Below are 18,389 nucleotides of genomic sequence, written 5' to 3'. Positions count from 1 at the left end.
GTGCTCCCTTCAGGGGTGGGTGTCACCGGAGGAATCAGACGGGGCGGCGGCAGAAGGGGAAGGAGCGGCGGGGGATGCGGAGCGGGCCCAGGCGGCGGGGCCGCCGGCGGCGAGGGCGCGGCGGACGGCCGCCGCGTCGTGCGCGCGCGGCGCCGCGCGCGGATCACCGCCGGGTACGGGGCCGGGCCCTCCGGCGACGCGGGGGGCGTGCTCGTCCAGGCGCGACGGCACCGGGGTGTCGAACACCGCCCAGCGCCACAGCGCCTCGCGGAGTTCGGCGGCGGCGTCCGCGCAGGCCGGGTCCGCGAGCCGGTCGGTCAGCTCGTACGGGTCGGACGTCAGCTCGTACAGCGCGTCCTCCGCCGGCTCCGCGGCCAGCAGCAGCTTGTGCGTACGGGAACGGGCCATGAGCACCCGCCCGCGCCGCCGGTCCTCGGCGAAGACGACGCCGTGCCCCGCGCCCTGCGCGGCGAGGTCGCGCCCCGGCAGCCCGCCGGACGCGGCGCCGGCCGCGGCGCCCGCGATGCCCGCACCGCCCGCGTGCTCCGCCGCGCCCGCGACGCCCTCTCCGCCCGCGACGCCGCACGCGGCGAGCACCGTCGGGGCCACGTCGACCAGCGAGGCCGGCCCGTCGCTCACCTCCCCGCGCCGCCCGCCGCCGCGGGCCCCCGCCGGGTACTTGACCAGCAGCGGCACCCGCACCAGCGGGTCGTACATCGGGCCGTCCTTGAGCAGCAGGTGGTGGAAGCCCAGGTACTCGCCGTGGTCGGACGTGAACAGCACCAGGGTGTCGTCGTAGAGCCCGCGCCGGCGCAGCGCGTCCAGCAGCCGGCCGACGTGGTGGTCGAGGTGGGCGATGGCGCCGTAGTAGTGCGCGAGGACGGTGCGCAGCACGGGTTCGGTCAGCGGACCGTAGTCGAAGTACGCGCGGGCGTGCGGCAGATCGGCGTCGGGGACCGCGGGGGTCCAGCCCGGCGGGAGGGTGAGCGCGGCGGGGTCGTGGAGCGTGTCCCAGGGCGCGGGCGGATCGAAGGGGTGGTGGGGTTTGACGAACGAGACGTGCAGAAGATGACCGCCGGCGTCGTCCCACGACTCGATCTCGCGCAGCGCGCGCTCGCCGATCCAGGTGGTGGAGTGCCACTCCTCGGGCAGGTCGGAGCGGGCGGTGCCGTACGTGTCCCAGTAGCCCGGCGGCGCCTCGGGGCGGAGCGCGAGTTCCTGGTCGAGCAGGTCGACGACGTCGGCGAGTCCGGCGGCGCGCAGCTCGCGGTGGTAGTCGTCGTCGTAGCGGCCGGGGCCGTGCTGTTCGGCGAGGTGCAGGCGGTCGTAGCCGACGTCGAGGTAGGCCGGGGTGAAGTGCATCTTGCCGACGGCGGCGGTGCGGTAGCCGGCGCGGCGCAGGGCGCGGGGGAAGGTGTCGAGGGCGGGGTCGAGGGTGCTGTGGTTGGTCCAGGCGCCGTGCTGGTGGGCGTAGAGGCCGCTGAGGAGGCTGTAGCGGGAGGGGGTGCAGACGGGGTACGGGCAGTACGCCTCGGTGTGCCGGACACCGTCGGCGGCGAGCCGGTCGAGGGCGGGGGTGCGGACGTCGGGGTGGCCGGCGGCACCGAGGCAGTCCCAGCGGTACTGGTCGGCCTGGATGACCAGCACGTCGGGGCGGGCGCGGGCGCCGGGCCGGCCGGGCGGCGCGGGGCTCGGGGCGGTCACGCGGGCGGCCCGTCCGGGAAGCCGATGCGGTCGAAGTCGGCGCGCAGGGCGGTGAGCTGGCCGTCGTCGAGGGTGCCCAGCGGCTCCCGGCACGGGCCGCAGTCCACGCCCGCGAGCCGCGTCGCCGCCTTGAAGCCGGGCAGTTCCCCGGCGTACTGCGAGGCGGCGTCGATGGCGGCCTGGGCGAGGAGCTGGCAGGCGCGCGCCCGGTCGGTCTCGCCGCGTTCGAGATGGCGGACGAGCCGCAGGTAGACGGGGGCGGCGAAGTTGTACGCGGAGCCGATCGCGGCGCGCGCCCCGACCCCGGCGGCGGCGAGCAGCAGCCGGGCGCTGCCGAAGTACATCTCGCAGGTGCCGTCGGCCCGTTCCAGACAGCGCTGGAAGTCGGCCAGGTCGTTGTCCGCGTACTTGATGCCGGCGAAGGTGGGGATGCGCCGGGCGGCCTCGGTGAGGAGTGCGCTGGCCGGCACCTGCACCCCGGTGACGGACGGTATGTGGTAGTAGATGAACGGCAGCCGGGGGGCGGCGGCGGCCAGCGGGGCGAGGAAGTCCGTGAGCGCGGCGGCGTCCCGGGGGCGGTGGAAGTACGGCGGTACCGCGGAGATCGCGCGGGCGCCGCTCGCCTCGGCGTGGGCGGCGAGGGCCTGCGCCTCGGCGAGGCTGGTGTGGCCGACGTGCGCGATGACGTCCATCCGCCCCGCCGCCACCGCGCACCACCGCTCCAGCAGCGCCATCCGCTCGGCGGTGGTGAGGGACGCCCCCTCGCCGGCGGTGCCGCCGACGTACACCGCCGGGCAGCCCCAGGCCGCCACCGCGTCCGCCTGCGTGTCCACGGCCGCCAGGTCGAGGCCGCCGTCGGGGCGGAAGGGGGTGAACACGGCGGTGAGCAGGCTCATCACCGGGCTGCCGGCGGCGTAGTCGAGCGCTTTCATACGATGGCCTTTCTCGGAGGATCGGGGGCCGGATGTACGGGTACGGGGGCGCGGGGCCCCGGCGGGGGCGTCCGGGGGGACGGGCCGGAGTGCGCGTCGGCGCGGAGGGCAGAGGACCGGAGGACCGGAAGGGCGGAGTGGCGTAGGGCCGCGGGCAGAGCGCCGGACGGGCGCGCGACCAGCGCCCTGCAACCACCGCCACCGCCAAACCGTCCGGCCACCGCCCCGCGTCCACCGCCGGCCCCGCACCGCCAAACCGCGGCCCGCCGCTAGGCGGTGCTCGTGCGGGTCAGGTCGAGGAAGTCGCGCTTGTCGACGGCGTAGCCGCTGATGCTCCGGTCCAGCGCCGCGAGCGAGGGCCGGGTGGCGATGCCGACCGCCCACGCCTCGTCGACGAGCACCTCGTTCAGCTCCGCGTACGCCGCGGTCTTCGCGTCGGGCGTGAGCGCGGTGCGGCTCGCCTCGACGGCGGCGGCGTAGCGGGCGGGGACGTTGGCGCCCATCATCACGTTGTCCTCGGTGGGCAGCATCTGCCGGCCGCGGGAGATCAGCGACGGGCTCTGCAGGTTGTTCGGCTGCGCCGCGATGCAGCAGTCCAGCTCGCCGGCGAACAGCGCGTCGAGGAACGCCGTCTCCTCCATCGGCTGGAGCGTCAGCTCGAAGCCGATCTTCTCGAAGTCCGCCTGGATCGCCTGCACGATGTCCTTGGCACCCGGCTCGGGACCGAACGCCGCGGTCGCCTTGCGCGGCCCGCCGGCGGCGTCGAGCAGCTTCTTCGCGGCGTCGAGGTCGAAGCCGTGGGAGTCGAGGTAGCCGGCGTCGAACGCCGGGGACTCCGGCATGAACGCGGTGTAGACGGGCTCCCCGAGGCCGAAGCGCACCTGGTCGATGATCCGTTCGCGGTCGATGGCCCGGGCGAGGGCCTGGCGCACCTTCTTGTCGGCGAACGGCGGCCGGGCCCCGTTCATGAAGAACAGGTCCATCCGCCCGGCGCCCTGGACCGTCTTGTAGCGGTCGCGCAGCCGGTCGGCGTTGCGCAGCGAGAGGTACAGCGCGCCGTCGAGGTCGCCCGACTCCAGCGCGCTGACGAGGGACTCCTCGTCGCGGAAGAAGCGGAACTCCACCTCGTCCAGCCGCGGCTCGCGGCTGTTCCAGAAGCCGGGGTTCTTCTTCAGCCGCAGCAGCCGGTCCCGCCGGAAGTCCTCCAGCAGGAACGGTCCTGAGCCGGCCGGCTCCTTCTCCAGCACGGCGACATCGTTCCGCTTCGCCGGCACCAGCGGGAAGGCGAACATCCAGTCCAGGACCAGTTCGTCGGGCACGGCCCCGGTGAAGTCCAGCCGCACGGTGCGGTCGTCCTCGGCGGTGGCGCGGTCGATGAACGCGGTCGTCGCGGCCAGCGTGAACCCCGCCTCCGGGTCCTTCGCGCGCTCGACGCCGGCGACGACGTCGGCCGCGGTGACCGCCTGGCCGGAGTGGAATTCGCTCTTCCGGAGGGTCACGGTCACGGACTTCTTGTCGTCGGCGAACGTCCACTTCGAGGCGGCGGCGGGCGTGGGGGTGTAGTCGTCGGTGTAGTCGAGGAGGTAGGCGTAGAAGGTGTGGATGTGCAGGGCGGTGTTCGTCTGGTAGGGGTCGAACTGCATGATCTGCGTGGTGCCGAGGGTCAGCCGGCCGGACGTGTCGCCGGACGTGCTGCCCTCGCCGCAGGCGGTCAGCAGCGGTACCCCGGCCAGCGAGCCGGCTCCCGTGAGGCCGGCGGCCTTGAGCAGGGAGCGCCGGCTGAGCCGTGGCGCGGGTCGTGCCATGGCAGGACTCCTTACGTAGTACGTGGCAGGTGTCAGGTCCGGAGGAGTCGGTGAGGCGGGTCAGGCGAGCCGGATCCGCGGATCGAGGCAGGCGTAGAGGACGTCGACCAGCAGGTTGAGACAGAGGAAGGCGGCCACGACGAAGAGCACGCCGCCCTGCACGACGGCGTAGTCGCGCTCGCCGATCGAGGTGTAGAGGAGCCGGCCGAGGCCCGGGTAGTTGAAGACGGCCTCGATGACGACGGTGCCGCCGAGGAAGCCGCCGAGCTGGAGGCCGACGACGGTGACGGTCGGCAGCGCCGCGTTGCGCAGCGCGTGCCGGCGTACGACGTACCGCTCCGGCACGCCCTTGGCGCGCGCGGTGCGGATGTAGTCCCGGCCCATCACGTCGCGCAGCGAGGCGGCCAGGAAGCGGGCGAGCACGCTGGAGGCGTGCACGGCAACGGCCAGCGCGGGCAGGATCGTGGCGCGTACCGCGCCCGCCGGGTCGCTGAACAGCGGCACGTAGTCGCTGGCCGCGGGGAGCGCGCCGAGCTGCACGGCGAAGACGATGATGAGCAGCAGGCCGAGCCAGAAGGCGGGGATCGCGAGCCCGGCCGTGAGGTACGCGTCGGCGGCGCGGCCGGCCCACGAGCGGGGGCGCAGCGCCACGACGGTGCCGACGGGGATGCCGATGAGCAGGGTCAGCGCCATGGCGAAGGCGGCGAGCTGGCCGGTGGCGGGGACGGTGTCGAGGAGGGTGGAGCGGACGGTTTCGGCGGAGAAGTACGAGTCGCCGAGGTCGCCGGTGACGGCGTTGCCGAGCCAGGTGACGTACTGCTGCACCACCGAGTCGTCCAGGCCGAGCCGCTCGCGGGTGGCGGCGAGTTCGGCGGGGGCGGCGTCGGGTCCGGTGAGGACGGTCGCCGGGTCGCCGGGGAGCGCGAAGACGAACGCCCAGACGGCGAGGGAGCCGAGGAACAGCACGAGGGCGAACTGCAGCAGCCGCCGGATGACGTACGCGTACATCTAGACCGTCCCCTCCCGTGCCCCGCCCGACACGGCCGTGCCGAAGGCCCGTTGCAGCCCGCGGCCCACCCGGTCGAGGCAGAAGACGGTGAACGCGAGGCAGAGCCCGGGGAAGACGCCGTACCAGGGGCTCTGGTGCAGGTACGAGCGGGCCTCCTGGAGCATCCCGCCCCAGGAGGGCGCGGGCGGCGGGGTGCCGAGGCCGAGGAGGCTGAGGCCGGACTCGACGACGACCGCGAGCGAGGCGGTGACGACGAGCTGGACGAGGATGGGCCCGAGGACGTTCGGCAGCACGGTGCGGACCATGGTGTCGGCGGCCGGCGCGCCCATGCCGCGGGAGGCGACGACGAAGTCGCGCTCCCGGATGGAGAGCGTGGCGGCGCGGGTGAGCCGGGCGAACTCCGGTACGGCGCCGATGCCGATGGCGAGGATGAGGTTGAGCCGGCCGGGGCCGAGGACGGCGATGATGACCAGCGCGAGCAGGATGCCGGGGACGGCCAGCAGCAGGTCCGTCAGCCGCATGGCGACGGCGTCGGCCCAGCGGCCGACGTAGCCGGCGACGAGGCCGAGCGGCACGCCGGCGAGGGCGCCGAGGGCGGCGGCGCCGAAGCCGACGAGCAGCGAGGCGCGGGTGCCGTGGATGACGCGGGAGGCGATGTCGCGGCCGAGTTCGTCGGTGCCGAGGAGGTGGGTGGCGGAGGGGCCGAGGAGGTTGTCGGCGCCCTGTTCGTTGGGGTCGAAGGGGGCGGCCCAGGGGGCGAGGAGGGCGAGGAGTACGAGGAGGAGGAGCCCGGCGGCGCCGACGAGGGCGGAGCGGGAGCGGGCGAAGCGGCGGGCGGCGGCGAAGCGGGGTGCCCTGCCGGGCGGGGTTGCGGCCGGGGTCTTGGTGCGGGCGGTGCCGGTCATGACCGCGCCTCGCGTCGTACGTGGCCGGCCGCGCGACGGGTGCCGGAGACGGGAGACGCGGGGCGACCGCTGCCGCGGAGGCGCCCGGCGGCGCGGCGGGGTGCCCTGCCGGGCGGCCCGGCAGCGGGGGGCTGGGTGAGGGCGGTGTCGGTCACGTGTGCACCTCGCTGCGTACGGGGCCGGCGGTGCGGGGGGCGCCGGGGGCGCCGGGGGTGCTCTGGCCGCCGGGGGCGCCGGGGGTGCCGGGACCGCGCAGGGACTCGGCGAAGTGGCAGGCGGTGAGGCCGCCGTCGACGGCGCGCAGCGCCGGCTCCTCCGTGGCGCAGCGTTCCGCCGCCAGCGGGCAGCGGGTGCGGAAGCGGCAGCCGGACGGCGGGTCGGCGGGGCTGGGCACGTCGCCGCCGAGCGGGGCCCGGCGGCGGGTCTCGCGGCCGGCGGGGTCGGGGGTGGGCACGGAGTCGAGCAGCGCGCGGGTGTACGGGTGGCGGGGCCGGCCGTAGATGCGCTCGGCGGGACCGGTCTCCACGATGCGGCCGAGGTACATGACGGCGACCTCGTCGGCGACCTGGCGGACGACGGAGAGGTCGTGGCTGACGAAGAGGTACGCCATGCCGGATTCGTGCTGCAGGTCGGCGAGGAGGTTGAGGACCTGCGCCTGGACGGAGACGTCGAGGGCGGAGACCGGCTCGTCGAGGAGCAGCAGCCGGGGGCGCAGCGCGAGGGCGCGGGCGATGGCGACGCGCTGGCGCTGGCCGCCGGAGAACTCGGCGGGGTAGCGGTCGGCGTGCTCGGGGCGGAGGCCGACGCGGTCGAAGAGGTCGAGCACGCGGGCGCGTCGCTGCGGGCGGCTGAAGCCGCCGGCGAGGCGGAGGGGTTCTGCGACGTTGTCGCCGACGCTGAGCCGGGGGTTCAGGGAGGCGAAGGGGTCCTGGTAGACCATCTGCACCCGCCGCCGGATGCGCCGCAGCTCACCGCGGCCGGCGCGGACGAGGTCGTGCCCGGCGACGGCGAGTTCCCCGCCGCTCGGTTCGACGAGCCGCAGCAGCATCCGCGCCAGCGTCGACTTTCCGCACCCGGACTCCCCCACGAGCCCGAGCGTCCGCCCCGCGGGTATCCGCAGCGACACCCCGTCGACGGCGTGCACGTACCCGGAGGTCCGGGCGAAGACCCCGGTACGGATGGGAAAGAGCTTCCGCGCCTCCCGCACGTCCAGCGCGAGCCCGCCGTCCGGCGGTGCGCCGCGCGGCGCGGCAGCGGGGGGTCGAGCCGGGTCCGCCGCGGCGGGGCCGGGACCGCCGTCCGGCGGGGCAGCGGCGGACGGACGGACGCCGTCGGACACGGCGGGAGGCGGCGGTACGCCGCCCCCCGGAGCGGTGCCGCCGCCCGGCGGGGCACCAGACTTCGCCGCCGCGCCCCGCGGCGCAGCCGCGGGCCGGGCGGCCGGGCCGGCATCGGCGCCGGCTGCGTCCGCGTCGCGCGCGGCACGTGCCGCGGTGGCGCCGGGCTCGCCGGGATTCGGCGGTTCGGCCGCCGTCGCTCCCGCATCCGGTCCGGGGACGCCCCCGTCCACCGGCCCGCCACGCGGCGCAGCCGGGGGTGGGGCGGGCTCGGCGCCGGGCGCACCCGCATCGCCCGCGGCGCTCCCCGCGTCCTGCGGGGGCGGGCCCTCACCGCCAGCCGGCCGCAGGCCGGACTTCTCCGGCTCACCGTGCCGCGACGTGGCCGGGCCCTGCGGACCGGCCCCGTCACCGGCCGCCGCGCCCGCGTCACCCGCCCCGCCACCCCGCTCGGGCCCCGCCGCCCTTGGGGGCGGGCCGGCCTCGGAGGGGTAGTGGCACGCGCTCAGGCCGTCCCCGGCCGCCACCGGCTCCGGGCGCTCCTCCGCGCACCGTACGCGGTCGTGGCCCACCGGGCAGCGGGGGGCGAACGGGCAGCCGGGGGACACGTCGAGCAGGTCCGGGGGGTGGCCCGGGATGGGGGTGAGGCGGTCGGTGCGGACGTCGAGGCGGGGCAGGGACGCGAGCAGGGCCGCGGTGTACGGGTGCCGGGGCCGGGCGAAGACGCCGTGCACCGGGCCCGACTCGACCACCCGCCCGCCGTACATCACGCACAGCCGGTCCGCGGTCTCCGCCACCACCCCCAGGTCGTGGGTGATCAGCACCGTCGCCGCCCCCGTCTCCCGCGCCGCCCGCCGCAGCACGTCGAGGATCTGCGCCTGGACGCTGACGTCGAGCGCCGTCGTCGGCTCGTCCGCGATCAGCACCCGCGGCCGGTTCGCCATCGCCATCGCGATGACCACGCGCTGGCACATCCCGCCCGAGAACTGGTGCGGGTACGCGTCGTACCGCCCCGCGGGATCCGGCACCCCGACCTCGTCCAGCAGCTCCACCGTCCGGGCCCGCGCGGCCGGCGCCGTCAGCGTCCGGTCGTGGACCCGCAGCGCCTCCGCGATCTGGTCGCCCACGCGCTGCACCGGGTTCAGCGCCGAGCCGGGGTCCTGGAAGATCATCGCCACGTCGCGCCCGAGCACCGCGCGCAGTTCGTCCGCCGGCAGCGCCAGCAGGTCCGTGCCGCCGAGGAGCGCCTGCCCGCTCACCCGCCGCACGTTCCCTGCGGACAGCAGCCCCAGCGCCGCCAGGGCCGTGACGCTCTTGCCGGAGCCCGTCTCGCCGACGACGCCGAGGGTTTCGCCGGCGGCGACGTCGTAGCTCACGCCGTCCGCCGCGCGGACCACACCGGCCGGGGTGTCGAACTCAACGGTCAAGTCCCTGATGCTCAGGGCCGGCACCGTGTCTGCTGCCACCGGATCCCCCTACGGGAACGTTCGAAGTCTGCAAGATATCCTACAAGTCCTGGGACCGTAGGTTGACGGTGCGTCGCTGTCAAGAGCCGTGGTAGGACGGGGATTCGAGAGTGGACGAGAAGAAGAGGCAGGAGTCGTCGGTGCAACCAGCGTTCAAGCGGGTGGGGACCGTACCCCCGCTGCACAAGACGGTGCAGGACGAGATCAGGCACTACATCATCAAGCGCGGGCTGCGGCCCGGCGACCCGCTCAAGCCGGAGGCCGAGCTGGCCCGGCTCTTCGGCGTCAGCCGCAACTCCGTCCGGGAGGCGGTGAAGGCCCTGGAGTCCACGGGCGTGCTCGAAACCCGCCGCGGCAGCGGCGTGTTCATCCGGGACTTCTCCTTCACCCCGCTGCTCGACAACCTCCCGTACGGGCTGATGCAGGGCCCCCGCGCCCTCGGCGAGCTGGTCGCGCTCCGCAAGGCGCTGGAGTCCGGGATGATCGCCGACGCGATGGGGGCGCTGACGCCGGCAAGCGTGACGGCGCTGCGCGAGGTGCTGGCCGGCATGCGCGCGGCGGCGGACCGGCACGAGGAGATCGCCAAGCTGGACCGGGAGTTCCACCGGCTGCTCTTCGCCGACCTCGGCAACTCGATGCTGCTGCAGCTCTTCGACCTCTTCTGGGTGGCCTACCACCGGGCCGCACCCACCGCCCCGCACCGCGACCCGGAGGTGATCCACGAGCTGCACGCGCGCATCCTCGACGCGGTGCTCAGCGGCGACCCCGAGCGGGCCAGGGAGGCCGTGCGGCAGCACTACGTGGGCATCGAGGAGCGGGTCGCCGGGTCCGCGCCGTGACGGCCCGTACGGCGCGCCGACGCCGCCCGCGGCCCGCCCTTCCCGCGGATCGGGGCCGACCGGCGCGTTGACAGCAACGGGGCCGCGGTGGTGGGCTCTCGGTTTGCGCCTCGCTCGCGCACATGCGGCGCGGGGCAGCGCGCGAAGCGCAGCGGAAGCGGAATGCGCAACGGTGGTGAAATGCCGTGGCGACAAGCGGCCAGTACGTTGGCGTACCGCCGGAAGACCGGTCGGGACGCCGGTGTACGGCGCCGGAAACGGACGGAGGGCGGACGGAGTTGGGCGGAGCGGCGAGGCGGCGGGTGGCCACGGCGACGGCGTTGTCCGCCGCCGTGATCGGCGGGCTGCTCGGCGGCCGGGCGCCGGACGCCGCCGCCCAGCCGCAGCAGCCGGACCCGGGCGGCGCCGGTGCTGCCGGCGCTGCCGGTGCCAGGGAGGCGCCGGACGCACAGACGGCGCTGCGGGATGCGGTCTGGCCGCGTCCGCAGCAGTTGAGCGCCCGCGACGGCGAGGTGCACGCGGGCGGGCAGGCGGTGCTCGTCACCCCCGAGGGCGCGGACCCGCGGGCGCTCGCGGAGCTGCGCGAGGTGCTGCGCGCCGCGGGCGTACGGGAGTTCACGCAGATACGCCCCGGCGCCGCCCTGCCCGCCACCGGTCTGGTGGTCTACGCCGACCAGGCGCCGGCCGGCCCCGCGGGCGTCGCGGGCCCGCCGCCGCGGCGCAGCCCCGCCGACGCCGCGCTGCGCGCCCTGGGCGCGGGCGAGCAGGCCGACCTGCCGGCCGGCGGCTACCGGCTGGCCGCCGGGCAGCACGAGGGCCGCGACGTCGTCGCCCTGGCCGGCACCGACGCGGCGGGCCTCTTCCACGGCGTGCAGACGCTGCGCGAGCTGGCCCGCGCCGCCCGTACGGAGGGCACGCTGCCCGCCGTGTCCGTACGCGACTGGCCGGGCACCGCCGTGCGCGGCATCGCCGAGAACCACTACGGCCGCCCCTGGAGCCACGAACAGCGCCTGGCGCAGCTCGACTTCATGGGCCGCACCAAGCTCAACCGCTACCTCTACTCCCCCGGCGACGACCAGTACCGCCAGGCCGACTGGCGCGAGGCGTACCCGGCCCGGCAGCGCGCCCGGTTCCGCGAGCTGGCCGAGCGGGCCCGCGCCAACCACGTGACGCTCGCCTGGGCGGTGGCGCCGGGCCAGAACTTCTGCTTCTCCTCCGGCCGCGACCGCAAGGACCTGCTGGCCAAGGCGGACGCGATGTGGGCGCTGGGCGTACGGGCGTTCCAGCTCCAGTTCCAGGACGTCAGCTACAGCGAGTGGGCCTGCGGCGAGGACGCCGACGAGTACGGCTCGGGTCCCGAGGCCGCCGCCCGCGCGCAGGCCGACACCGCCAACGCGCTGGCCGCGCACCTGTCCCGCCGGCACCCGGACGCGGCCCCGCTGTCGCTGCTGCCGACCGAGTACTACCAGGACGGCACCACCGACTACCGCTCCGCGCTCGCCGGCGAGCTGGACGAGCGGGTGGAGGTCGCGTGGTCCGGCGTCGGCGCGGTGCCCAAGGAGATCAGCGGGACCCAACTGCGCGACGCGCAGGCCGCGTTCGGCGGCCACCCGCTGATCACCCAGGACAACTACCCCGTCAACGACTACGCCCGCGACCGCATCTTCCTCGGCCCGTACGACGGCCGCGACCCGGCGGTGGCCGCCGGCTCCGCGGGTGTGCTGGCCGGCGCGATGGAGCAGCCCGCGGCCTCCCGGGTGCCGCTGTTCACGGTCGCCGACTTCGCCTGGAACCCGCGCGCGTACGACCCGGACGCCGCCTGGCGGGCCGCGGTGCGCGACCTGGCCGCGGACGCCCCCGACCCCGAGAGCGCGGGGGCCGCGCTCGCGGCACTGGCCGGGAACTCGGCGTCGTCGGAGCTGGGCGCGACGGAGTCGGCGTATCTGCGCCCGCTGATCGCGGACTTCTGGCAGGAGCGCGCGTCGGCCGGCCGGCGGGACGGGAAGAACGCCGGGAGCACGAAGAAAGCGGCGCAGCGGCTGCGGGACGCGTTCACCGTCATGCGCCGCGCACCGGACGAGCTGGCGCCGCTGGCGGACGGCACGTTCGGCGACGAGGTGCGGCCCTGGCTGACGCAGTTGGCGCGGTACGGCCGGGCCGGCGAGCTGGCGGTGGACATGGTCACGGCGCAGGCCGAGGGCCGCCACGAGGACGCGTGGCAGACGCGGCTGGAGCTGCAGCGCCTCGCCGGCGAGGCGGTCCCCCCAGGCGGCGGGGTGGTGGGCGCCGGTGTGCTCGACGCCTTCCTCAGCCGGGCGCTGACCGACTCGGACTCCTGGCTGGGCGCGGGCGGCGCCGCCCGGCGCGGCGCCGGCACCGGGGCGTCCGCCTCCGGCGGCGCGGAGCCGCTGCCCGGCTCGCCGGTGGCGGCGGCGGCCGACGGCAGGCCGGCGACGGCGTACGAGGCCGCCCGCCCGCCGTCGCCCGGCACGCACGAGGCGCTGGTCGTGGAGTTCGACCGGCAGCCGCTGCGGGCGGTGACGGTCCTGACCCAGCCCGGCACCGGCACCCGGGCCGAGGTGCAGGTCCGGGTACGGGACCGGGGCCGGACCGCGTGGCGCCCGCTCGGCGAACTCGACGGCGGCGGCTGGACGGAGCTGCCCGCCGAGCGCGCCGACGCCGACGCCCTGCGGCTCGTGTGGGCCGCCGGCACCACAGCGCCGGTCGTGCACGAGGTGGTGCCGTGGTCCGCCGACGAGCCCGGCGCCCGGCTCTCGCTCTCGCGCGACGAGGCAGACGTGACGATCGGCGGCGACCCGGTCGTGGTGGACGCGGAGCTGACCGCGCGGCGGCCGGACGACGCGGGCGGCGAGGTGACGGCCAAGGCGCCGAAGGGGCTGAGCGCCGAGTCCCCCGGCCCGGTGCGGATACCCCGCGGCACGACGGCCCGGACCCCGATCGAGATCCGCGCGAAGGACGGCCTGGCCCCCGGCGCGTACGAGATCCCGGTGCGCCTGGAGGACGGCGGCGCCGCCCAGGTCCGTACCGTCACCGTGCACGCCTACCCCGCCGTGGGCGGCCCCGACCTGGCCCGCGCGGGCCGCGCGTCGTCGTCGGCGGACGAGACGCCGGACTTCCCGGCCGCGGCGGTGGCGGACGGCGACCCGCAGACCCGGTGGTCCTCGCCGGTCGAGGACGGCGCCTGGGTCCAGGTACGGCTCGCGGAGCCGGCGCGGGTCGGCGAGGTGGCGCTGACCTGGGAGAGCGCGTACGCCAAGCGCTACCGCGTCCAGGTCTCGGCCGACGGCCGCCGCTGGCGCACGGCGGCGGCGGTGGACGACGGCGACGGCGGGCGCGAGTCGGTGCGGATGGACGAGCGCGAGGTGCGGTACGTGCGGGTGCAGGGAGTGGAGCGGGCGACGGAGTTCGGCTATTCGCTGTACGCGCTGGAGGTACGGGCCGTACGCGACTGAGCCCGTACGGGCGGCAGGCCCGTCAGCCGTAAGGGGCGGGCGTACGGGACCTGGCCGCCTCCGGTGCGTGGGTCCGGCGCCGCAGCCGGCGGCGGCGCCGCGCGGCTGCGCACCCGGCGGGGAGGGCCCGCAGCAGGGCGAACGTGCCGGGTGGACGGCGACCGTACGGCCCCGTCCGCGCGCCTGCAACGCCGCCGATGGTGGCACCGGGCGGGCGCTGTCCCAAATTGAACTTACGATAGAAATGAGAAGTATTTTGTTGTGAGGTCTGCCTCATGCCCGTCTCCGCAGGGAAGCCCTTCCCCACCACCGACGCGACTGCCGTGATCGCTGAGGACGGCACGGTCAGAGGGTGGAGCGGGGCCGCAGAGGAACTGTTGGGGTATTCCGCGTCCGAGGTGGTGAACCGGCCTGCGAAGCGGCTCCTGGCGGAGCCGGACGAGGTACGCGCAGCGGCCGGCGGGAAGCAGGGGTGGCAAGGCTCCGCGACGCTGCGGCACAGGGACGGCCGGCGCTTCGAGGTGGAACTCGGGGTCTCGCCGACGTTCACGATTGACGGCCTCGTCCACGTCCTGGTCACCGCGACGGCCGTGTCGAACACCGCCGCCCTGGCGTTTTCCCGCACCGTGCTGGAACGATGTCTGCACCAGGTGCCGATGGGGACGGCCGTACTCGACCCCGACCTGCGGCTCGTCTGGGCCAACGAAGCCTGGGAGCGGCTGGCCGGAGCACCGCACGAGAGCTGCGCCGGCTGCCGGATAGCCGACCTGCTGCCGGGCATCGGCACCGATCCGGCCACCGATGGGTTCGACGCCCGGATGCGCCGGGTGCTGGAGACGGGATCGCCGCTGATCGACTATGCGTACCGGCGCGACTACTCACTGTCCTGTTTCCGGCTCGAAAGTGATGCCTCTCGCGTGCTCGGCGTCTGCGTCCTGCTCATGGATGTCACCGACCGCAACCGGGCCAGGGAACGGCTGAGTCTGCTGAGCGAGGCCGGCACCGCCATCGGCACCACGCTGGAGGTCCAGAAGGCCGCCCAGGAGCTGGCGGATTTCGCGGTGCCCCGCCTCGCCGACGTCGCCGTCGTCGACCTCTTGGAGACGGTGCTGCGGGGGGACGAGCTCATCCCCCCGCCGGTCAAGGGACCGCCCCCACTGCGGCGGGCGGCACGGCAGTCGGTCAGCGGTTCTGCCGACGTGTACGAGCACCTGGCCGAGGGCGAGCGGACCGGCACGGGCACCCGTCATCTCGTCATGCCTATGTCCGCCCGCGGCGCAGCCCTGGGGGTGTCCGAGTTCGTCCGTTCCAGCAGCCGGCCACCGTTCGAGGACGACGACGTGCTCCTGACCGCGGAACTCGTCACGCGGGCCGCGATCAGCATGGACAACGCCTGCCGCTACGCCCGCGAGCACACCGCTGCCCTGGCGTTGCAGCAAAGCCTGCTGCCGCATGTCCTGAGCGGCGGAGCGGCGGTGGAGACCGCGTTCCGCTACCTGCCGGCCGACGCCCGGATCGGAGTGGGCGGCGACTGGTTCGACGTGATCCCCCTGTCCGGCGCCCGGGTCGGCCTCGTGGTCGGTGACGTGGTCGGGCACGGTGTCGCCGCCGCCACAGCCATGGGGACACTGCGCACCGCCGTCCACACCCTGGCGGACATGGACCTGCCTCCCGAGGAACTTCTCGCACACTTGGACGATCTCGTCATCCGCCTCGCCGATGAAGAAGCCGACAGCGGAGCCATGGCGACCGCGCTGACGGGCGCAACCTGCCTGTACGCGGTGTACGACCCGGTGACGCAGCGGTGCACGATGGCCCGCGCCGGGCACCTCGCGCCCGCGGTGACCACCCCCGACGGCTTGGTCACCTTTCCCGACCTGCCCGCGGGACCACCACTCGGCCTCGGTTCACTGCCGTTCGAGTCCGTCGAGCTGGATCTGCCCGAGGCGAGCCTTATCGCCCTGTACACCGATGGCCTCATCGAGTCCGCCGACGCCGACCATGATGTCGACGTCGGCCTTGGCCGGCTCGCGGCCTCTCTCGCGCGCTCCCGCGCAGCCCCGATCGACACCACCTGCCAGGACATCGCCGACACCCTCCTGACCGGCCCGCCCACCGATGACGTCACCCTGCTGCTGGTCCGAACGCGCGCCCTCAGCGCCCAGCGATTCGCCCACTGGAAGCTGCCCTCCGAACCTGCCGTCGTCGTCCGCGCCCGAGCCGACGTCGAGGAACAACTCGCCGCCTGGGGCCTGGACGAGCTGACCATGACGACGCAACTGGTCGTCAGTGAACTCGTCACCAACGCCATCCGCCACGCCACCGGCCCCATCAGCCTGAGCCTGATCCATCATGACGTGCTGACCTGCGAAGTCGCCGACGGCAGCAGCACCTCGCCGCGCCTGCGTCACGCCCGGATCACGGACGAGGGCGGCCGGGGCCTGTTTCTCGTCGCGCAGATGACGCGCCGCTGGGGAACGCGGTACACGGCCGACGGCAAGCTCATCTGGACCGAACAGGACCTGCCCGCGGCCTCGCGTGCGGCGGCCCGGGCCCGGGAAGCAGCCACGGTGCGCCACGTCAGCCCGGGGGCCGGCCTCGGCGGACAGCACTTGCTCCACCTCATCCCGCGCGATCGGCTGGCGGCTTGGACCAGCGCCCTGCTGTCCCCGCTGGATGAAAGCGAGCGCCGCACCCTTCGGGCGTGGCTGCCACGCGCCTCGGTCGCCGCCGCTGCCCGCGAGACGGGGTATCCGCCCGCCGTCGTGCGCAAGCAACTGCGTCGGACCGCTTCGGCGCTTGACACGGACCTGGACGAGACGTGCGTACGGGTACGGCTGTATCTGGCACTGCGCATGACACCGGACACCGGCCCCTCGCTCGCTCCGGAGGGGCCGGTCGAGCAGGTCAACCCGGCCACCGACTGCCTGATGTGGCTGGTCGACGTCCCCACGGCCCGGCACTGGGCCGTCGAACTGGTCCACCCCCTGTCCGCCGCCCAGCGGCAGACCCTGATGCTGTGGCTTGAGCACTACGGGAACACCCGGCGGACGGCTGCGCACCTCGGCGTACACCACAGCACGGTCACCCGCCGTCTCACACGGGCCGCCCGCGCACTGGACATGGACCTGAACGATCCCGTCAGCCGCGCGCACCTGTACCTCGCGCTGCTGACGGCGGAGGTCACCGAGCCGGGCGCCGTTCTCCCACCGGGTGCCCCGGGGTACGGCGACTGGCTGACACGAACGCGGGACCGTTCCGGTCGGACTGCGGAGGGCACCGAAAGGAGAGCAGCACCTCACACGGTTCCTCCCGCCGGCACTCGCTGAAGCGAGCACACCATTTCCTGGTCCAGCGGAAGAAGAGGGCTCCGGAATCGCCCTGCCGGGGATCCGGCTGCCTTCGCCCTGCTCCTCAGGAGCAAGCTGATCACCTCGGCGTCGGGGGTCGTCGTTCGCGGCGCCGGAGTCGTTGCTGCCGGTGCGGGCGGCGGCGAAGAGGGACAGCGGCGACGCGGCGACCGCGTGGGCGGGTTGAGGGCATGGTGGACGTACCCCTGGCGGAAAGACGGGCCGGGCGGGTAAGGGAGACGGGCGGGGCCGCGGGCGGGTGTCAGCGGGCGGTGGTGTCGAAGACCTCGTCGCGGGTGGCGGCGAGCGCGCTCTCCAGCGCGCCGGTGAGGACGGGGTGCTGCTCGACCTCACCGGTCACCAGGCGCGGCGGGAGTACGGCCAGCTCGGCCAGCTCGGCCTGGACGAGCGTGCGCAGCCGGTCGCCGCCCGCGGTCAGCACGGCGCCGGAGAGCACGATGAGCTGCGGGTCGAGGACGGCGACGACGGAGGCGAGGCCGACGGCCAGGCGCTGGGCGAAGCGGTCGAGCAGTTCTGCGTGGCGGGGTTCTTCGGGTTCGGCGGCGGCGTGGGCGACGAGTGCGGCGGCGACCTCGGCGTAGTGCCCGCGCCCGGGGACGAGGCCCAGCTCGCGGGCGAGCGGGGCGAGCGTCTGGGCGCCGGCCAGCTCCTGGAAGCCGCCGCTGTTGGCGCGGGTGACCTGGCGGACGAGGGGGGCGCCGGGCACCGGCAGGAAGCCGACCTCGCCGGCGCCGCCGGTGCTGCCGCGGTGCAGCCGGCCGCCGATGACGACGGCGGCGCCGAGGCCCTCCTCGTTCCACAGCAGTACGAAGTCGTCGTGGCCGCGGGCGGCGCCGCGGCGCTGTTCCGCGACGGCGGCGAGGTTCACGTCGTTGTCGTACGCGAGCGGCATGGGCAGGGCGGCGGCCAGCTCCTCCAGCAGCGTCGGGGAGTGCCAGCCGGGCAGGTGGGAGGCGTAGCGCAGGCGGCCGGTGCCGGGGTCGAAGGCGCCGGGGGTGCCGATGACGGCGCGGTGCAGCCCGGCGCGGGTGAGCCCGGCGTCCTTGGCGGCGCCGTCGACGGCGCGGAGGACGCGGCGCACGGTCTCCGCCGCCGCGGAGCCGCCGCCGGTGCGCTTGGCGGCGGGCAGTTCGTACGAGCCGACCGTGCGGCCGGTGACGTCGGCGACGGCTGCGCGGATCCGGGAGGCGGTGACGTCGAGCCCGACGACGTGGGCGACGGCGGGGTTGAGGGCGTAGAGCTGGGCGTTGGGTCCCGGGCTGCCCTCGCTGGTGCCGGTGGCGATCACCAGCCCGGCCGCCTCCAGCCGGGCGAGCAACTGCGAGGCGGTCGGCTTGGACAGTCCGGTGAGCTTGCCCAGCCGGGTGCGCGAGAGCGTACCGTGGGCGAGCAGCAGGTCCAGCGCGGCGCGGTCGTTCATCGCGCGCAGCGTCCCCGGGCCACCGGCCATGGGCGTCACCTCTCAGCGCTCGCTTCTCAGCGGTCGCGGGCAAATGGTTAGGAAACTTTCCTATCGGAGTGCGGCGAAACTAATGCCGCGGACGAAGC

10 protein-coding genes are annotated in these 18,389 nt (G+C 75.3%); 3 read left to right on the top strand and 7 right to left on the bottom strand.

Translation table 11 applies throughout. The features are described 5' to 3' along the window. Positions 1-9: 9 nt before the first annotated feature. From B124_RS16735 to B124_RS16710, 6 genes are all read right to left on the bottom strand, one after another. The gene (locus tag B124_RS16735; RefSeq protein ID WP_496503645.1) at positions 10-1,704 is read right to left on the bottom strand and encodes a sulfatase-like hydrolase/transferase; all 1,695 of its coding nucleotides are present in this window, start codon (positions 1,702-1,704) and stop codon (positions 10-12) included. Then, positions 1,701-2,636, bottom strand: coding sequence for a dihydrodipicolinate synthase family protein (locus tag B124_RS16730; protein WP_496503644.1), 936 nt, complete (start codon positions 2,634-2,636; stop codon positions 1,701-1,703). The genes B124_RS16735 and B124_RS16730 overlap by 4 nt, the downstream gene beginning before the upstream one ends. A gap of 269 nt (positions 2,637-2,905) precedes the next feature. After that, complete coding sequence (locus B124_RS16725; protein ID WP_496503643.1) at positions 2,906-4,441, bottom strand: ABC transporter substrate-binding protein; 1,536 nt, start codon at positions 4,439-4,441, stop codon at positions 2,906-2,908. A gap of 60 nt (positions 4,442-4,501) precedes the next feature. Then, the gene (locus B124_RS16720) at positions 4,502-5,449 is read right to left on the bottom strand and encodes an ABC transporter permease (RefSeq protein ID WP_496503642.1); all 948 of its coding nucleotides are present in this window, start codon (positions 5,447-5,449) and stop codon (positions 4,502-4,504) included. Then, positions 5,450-6,355 carry an ABC transporter permease gene (locus B124_RS16715; protein WP_496503641.1) on the bottom strand — a complete coding sequence of 302 codons (906 nt, stop codon included), beginning with the start codon at positions 6,353-6,355 and terminating at the stop codon, positions 5,450-5,452. Positions 6,356-6,506: 151 nt separating this feature from the next. Next, complete coding sequence (locus tag B124_RS16710; RefSeq protein ID WP_496503640.1) at positions 6,507-9,119, bottom strand: dipeptide ABC transporter ATP-binding protein; 2,613 nt, start codon at positions 9,117-9,119, stop codon at positions 6,507-6,509. A gap of 149 nt (positions 9,120-9,268) precedes the next feature. On the opposite strand from B124_RS16710, the gene B124_RS16705 reads away from it, so the two are divergent. From B124_RS16705 to B124_RS16695, 3 genes are all read left to right on the top strand, one after another. Beyond that, a complete protein-coding gene (locus B124_RS16705; RefSeq protein WP_496503639.1) occupies positions 9,269-9,997 on the top strand; it encodes a FadR/GntR family transcriptional regulator in 729 nt (242 codons plus the stop codon). 302 nt (positions 9,998-10,299) lie between these two features. Then, positions 10,300-13,470, top strand: a complete 3,171-nt coding sequence (locus tag B124_RS16700; protein WP_496503638.1) for a beta-N-acetylglucosaminidase domain-containing protein — start codon at positions 10,300-10,302, stop codon at positions 13,468-13,470. A gap of 275 nt (positions 13,471-13,745) precedes the next feature. Then, positions 13,746-16,799 carry a SpoIIE family protein phosphatase gene (locus tag B124_RS16695; protein ID WP_496503637.1) on the top strand — a complete coding sequence of 1,018 codons (3,054 nt, stop codon included), beginning with the start codon at positions 13,746-13,748 and terminating at the stop codon, positions 16,797-16,799. 283 nt (positions 16,800-17,082) lie between these two features. On the opposite strand, the gene B124_RS16690 is transcribed toward B124_RS16695, so the two are convergent. Then, positions 17,083-18,291 carry an ROK family transcriptional regulator gene (locus B124_RS16690; protein WP_496503636.1) on the bottom strand — a complete coding sequence of 403 codons (1,209 nt, stop codon included), beginning with the start codon at positions 18,289-18,291 and terminating at the stop codon, positions 17,083-17,085. Between the last annotated feature and the right edge of the window lie 98 nt (positions 18,292-18,389).

It is taken from the genome of Streptomyces sp. CNP082 (genome assembly GCF_059570535.1).
The sequence above is the reverse complement of the archived record's forward strand: the minus strand, read 5'-3'. Positions and strand labels throughout refer to the sequence as shown.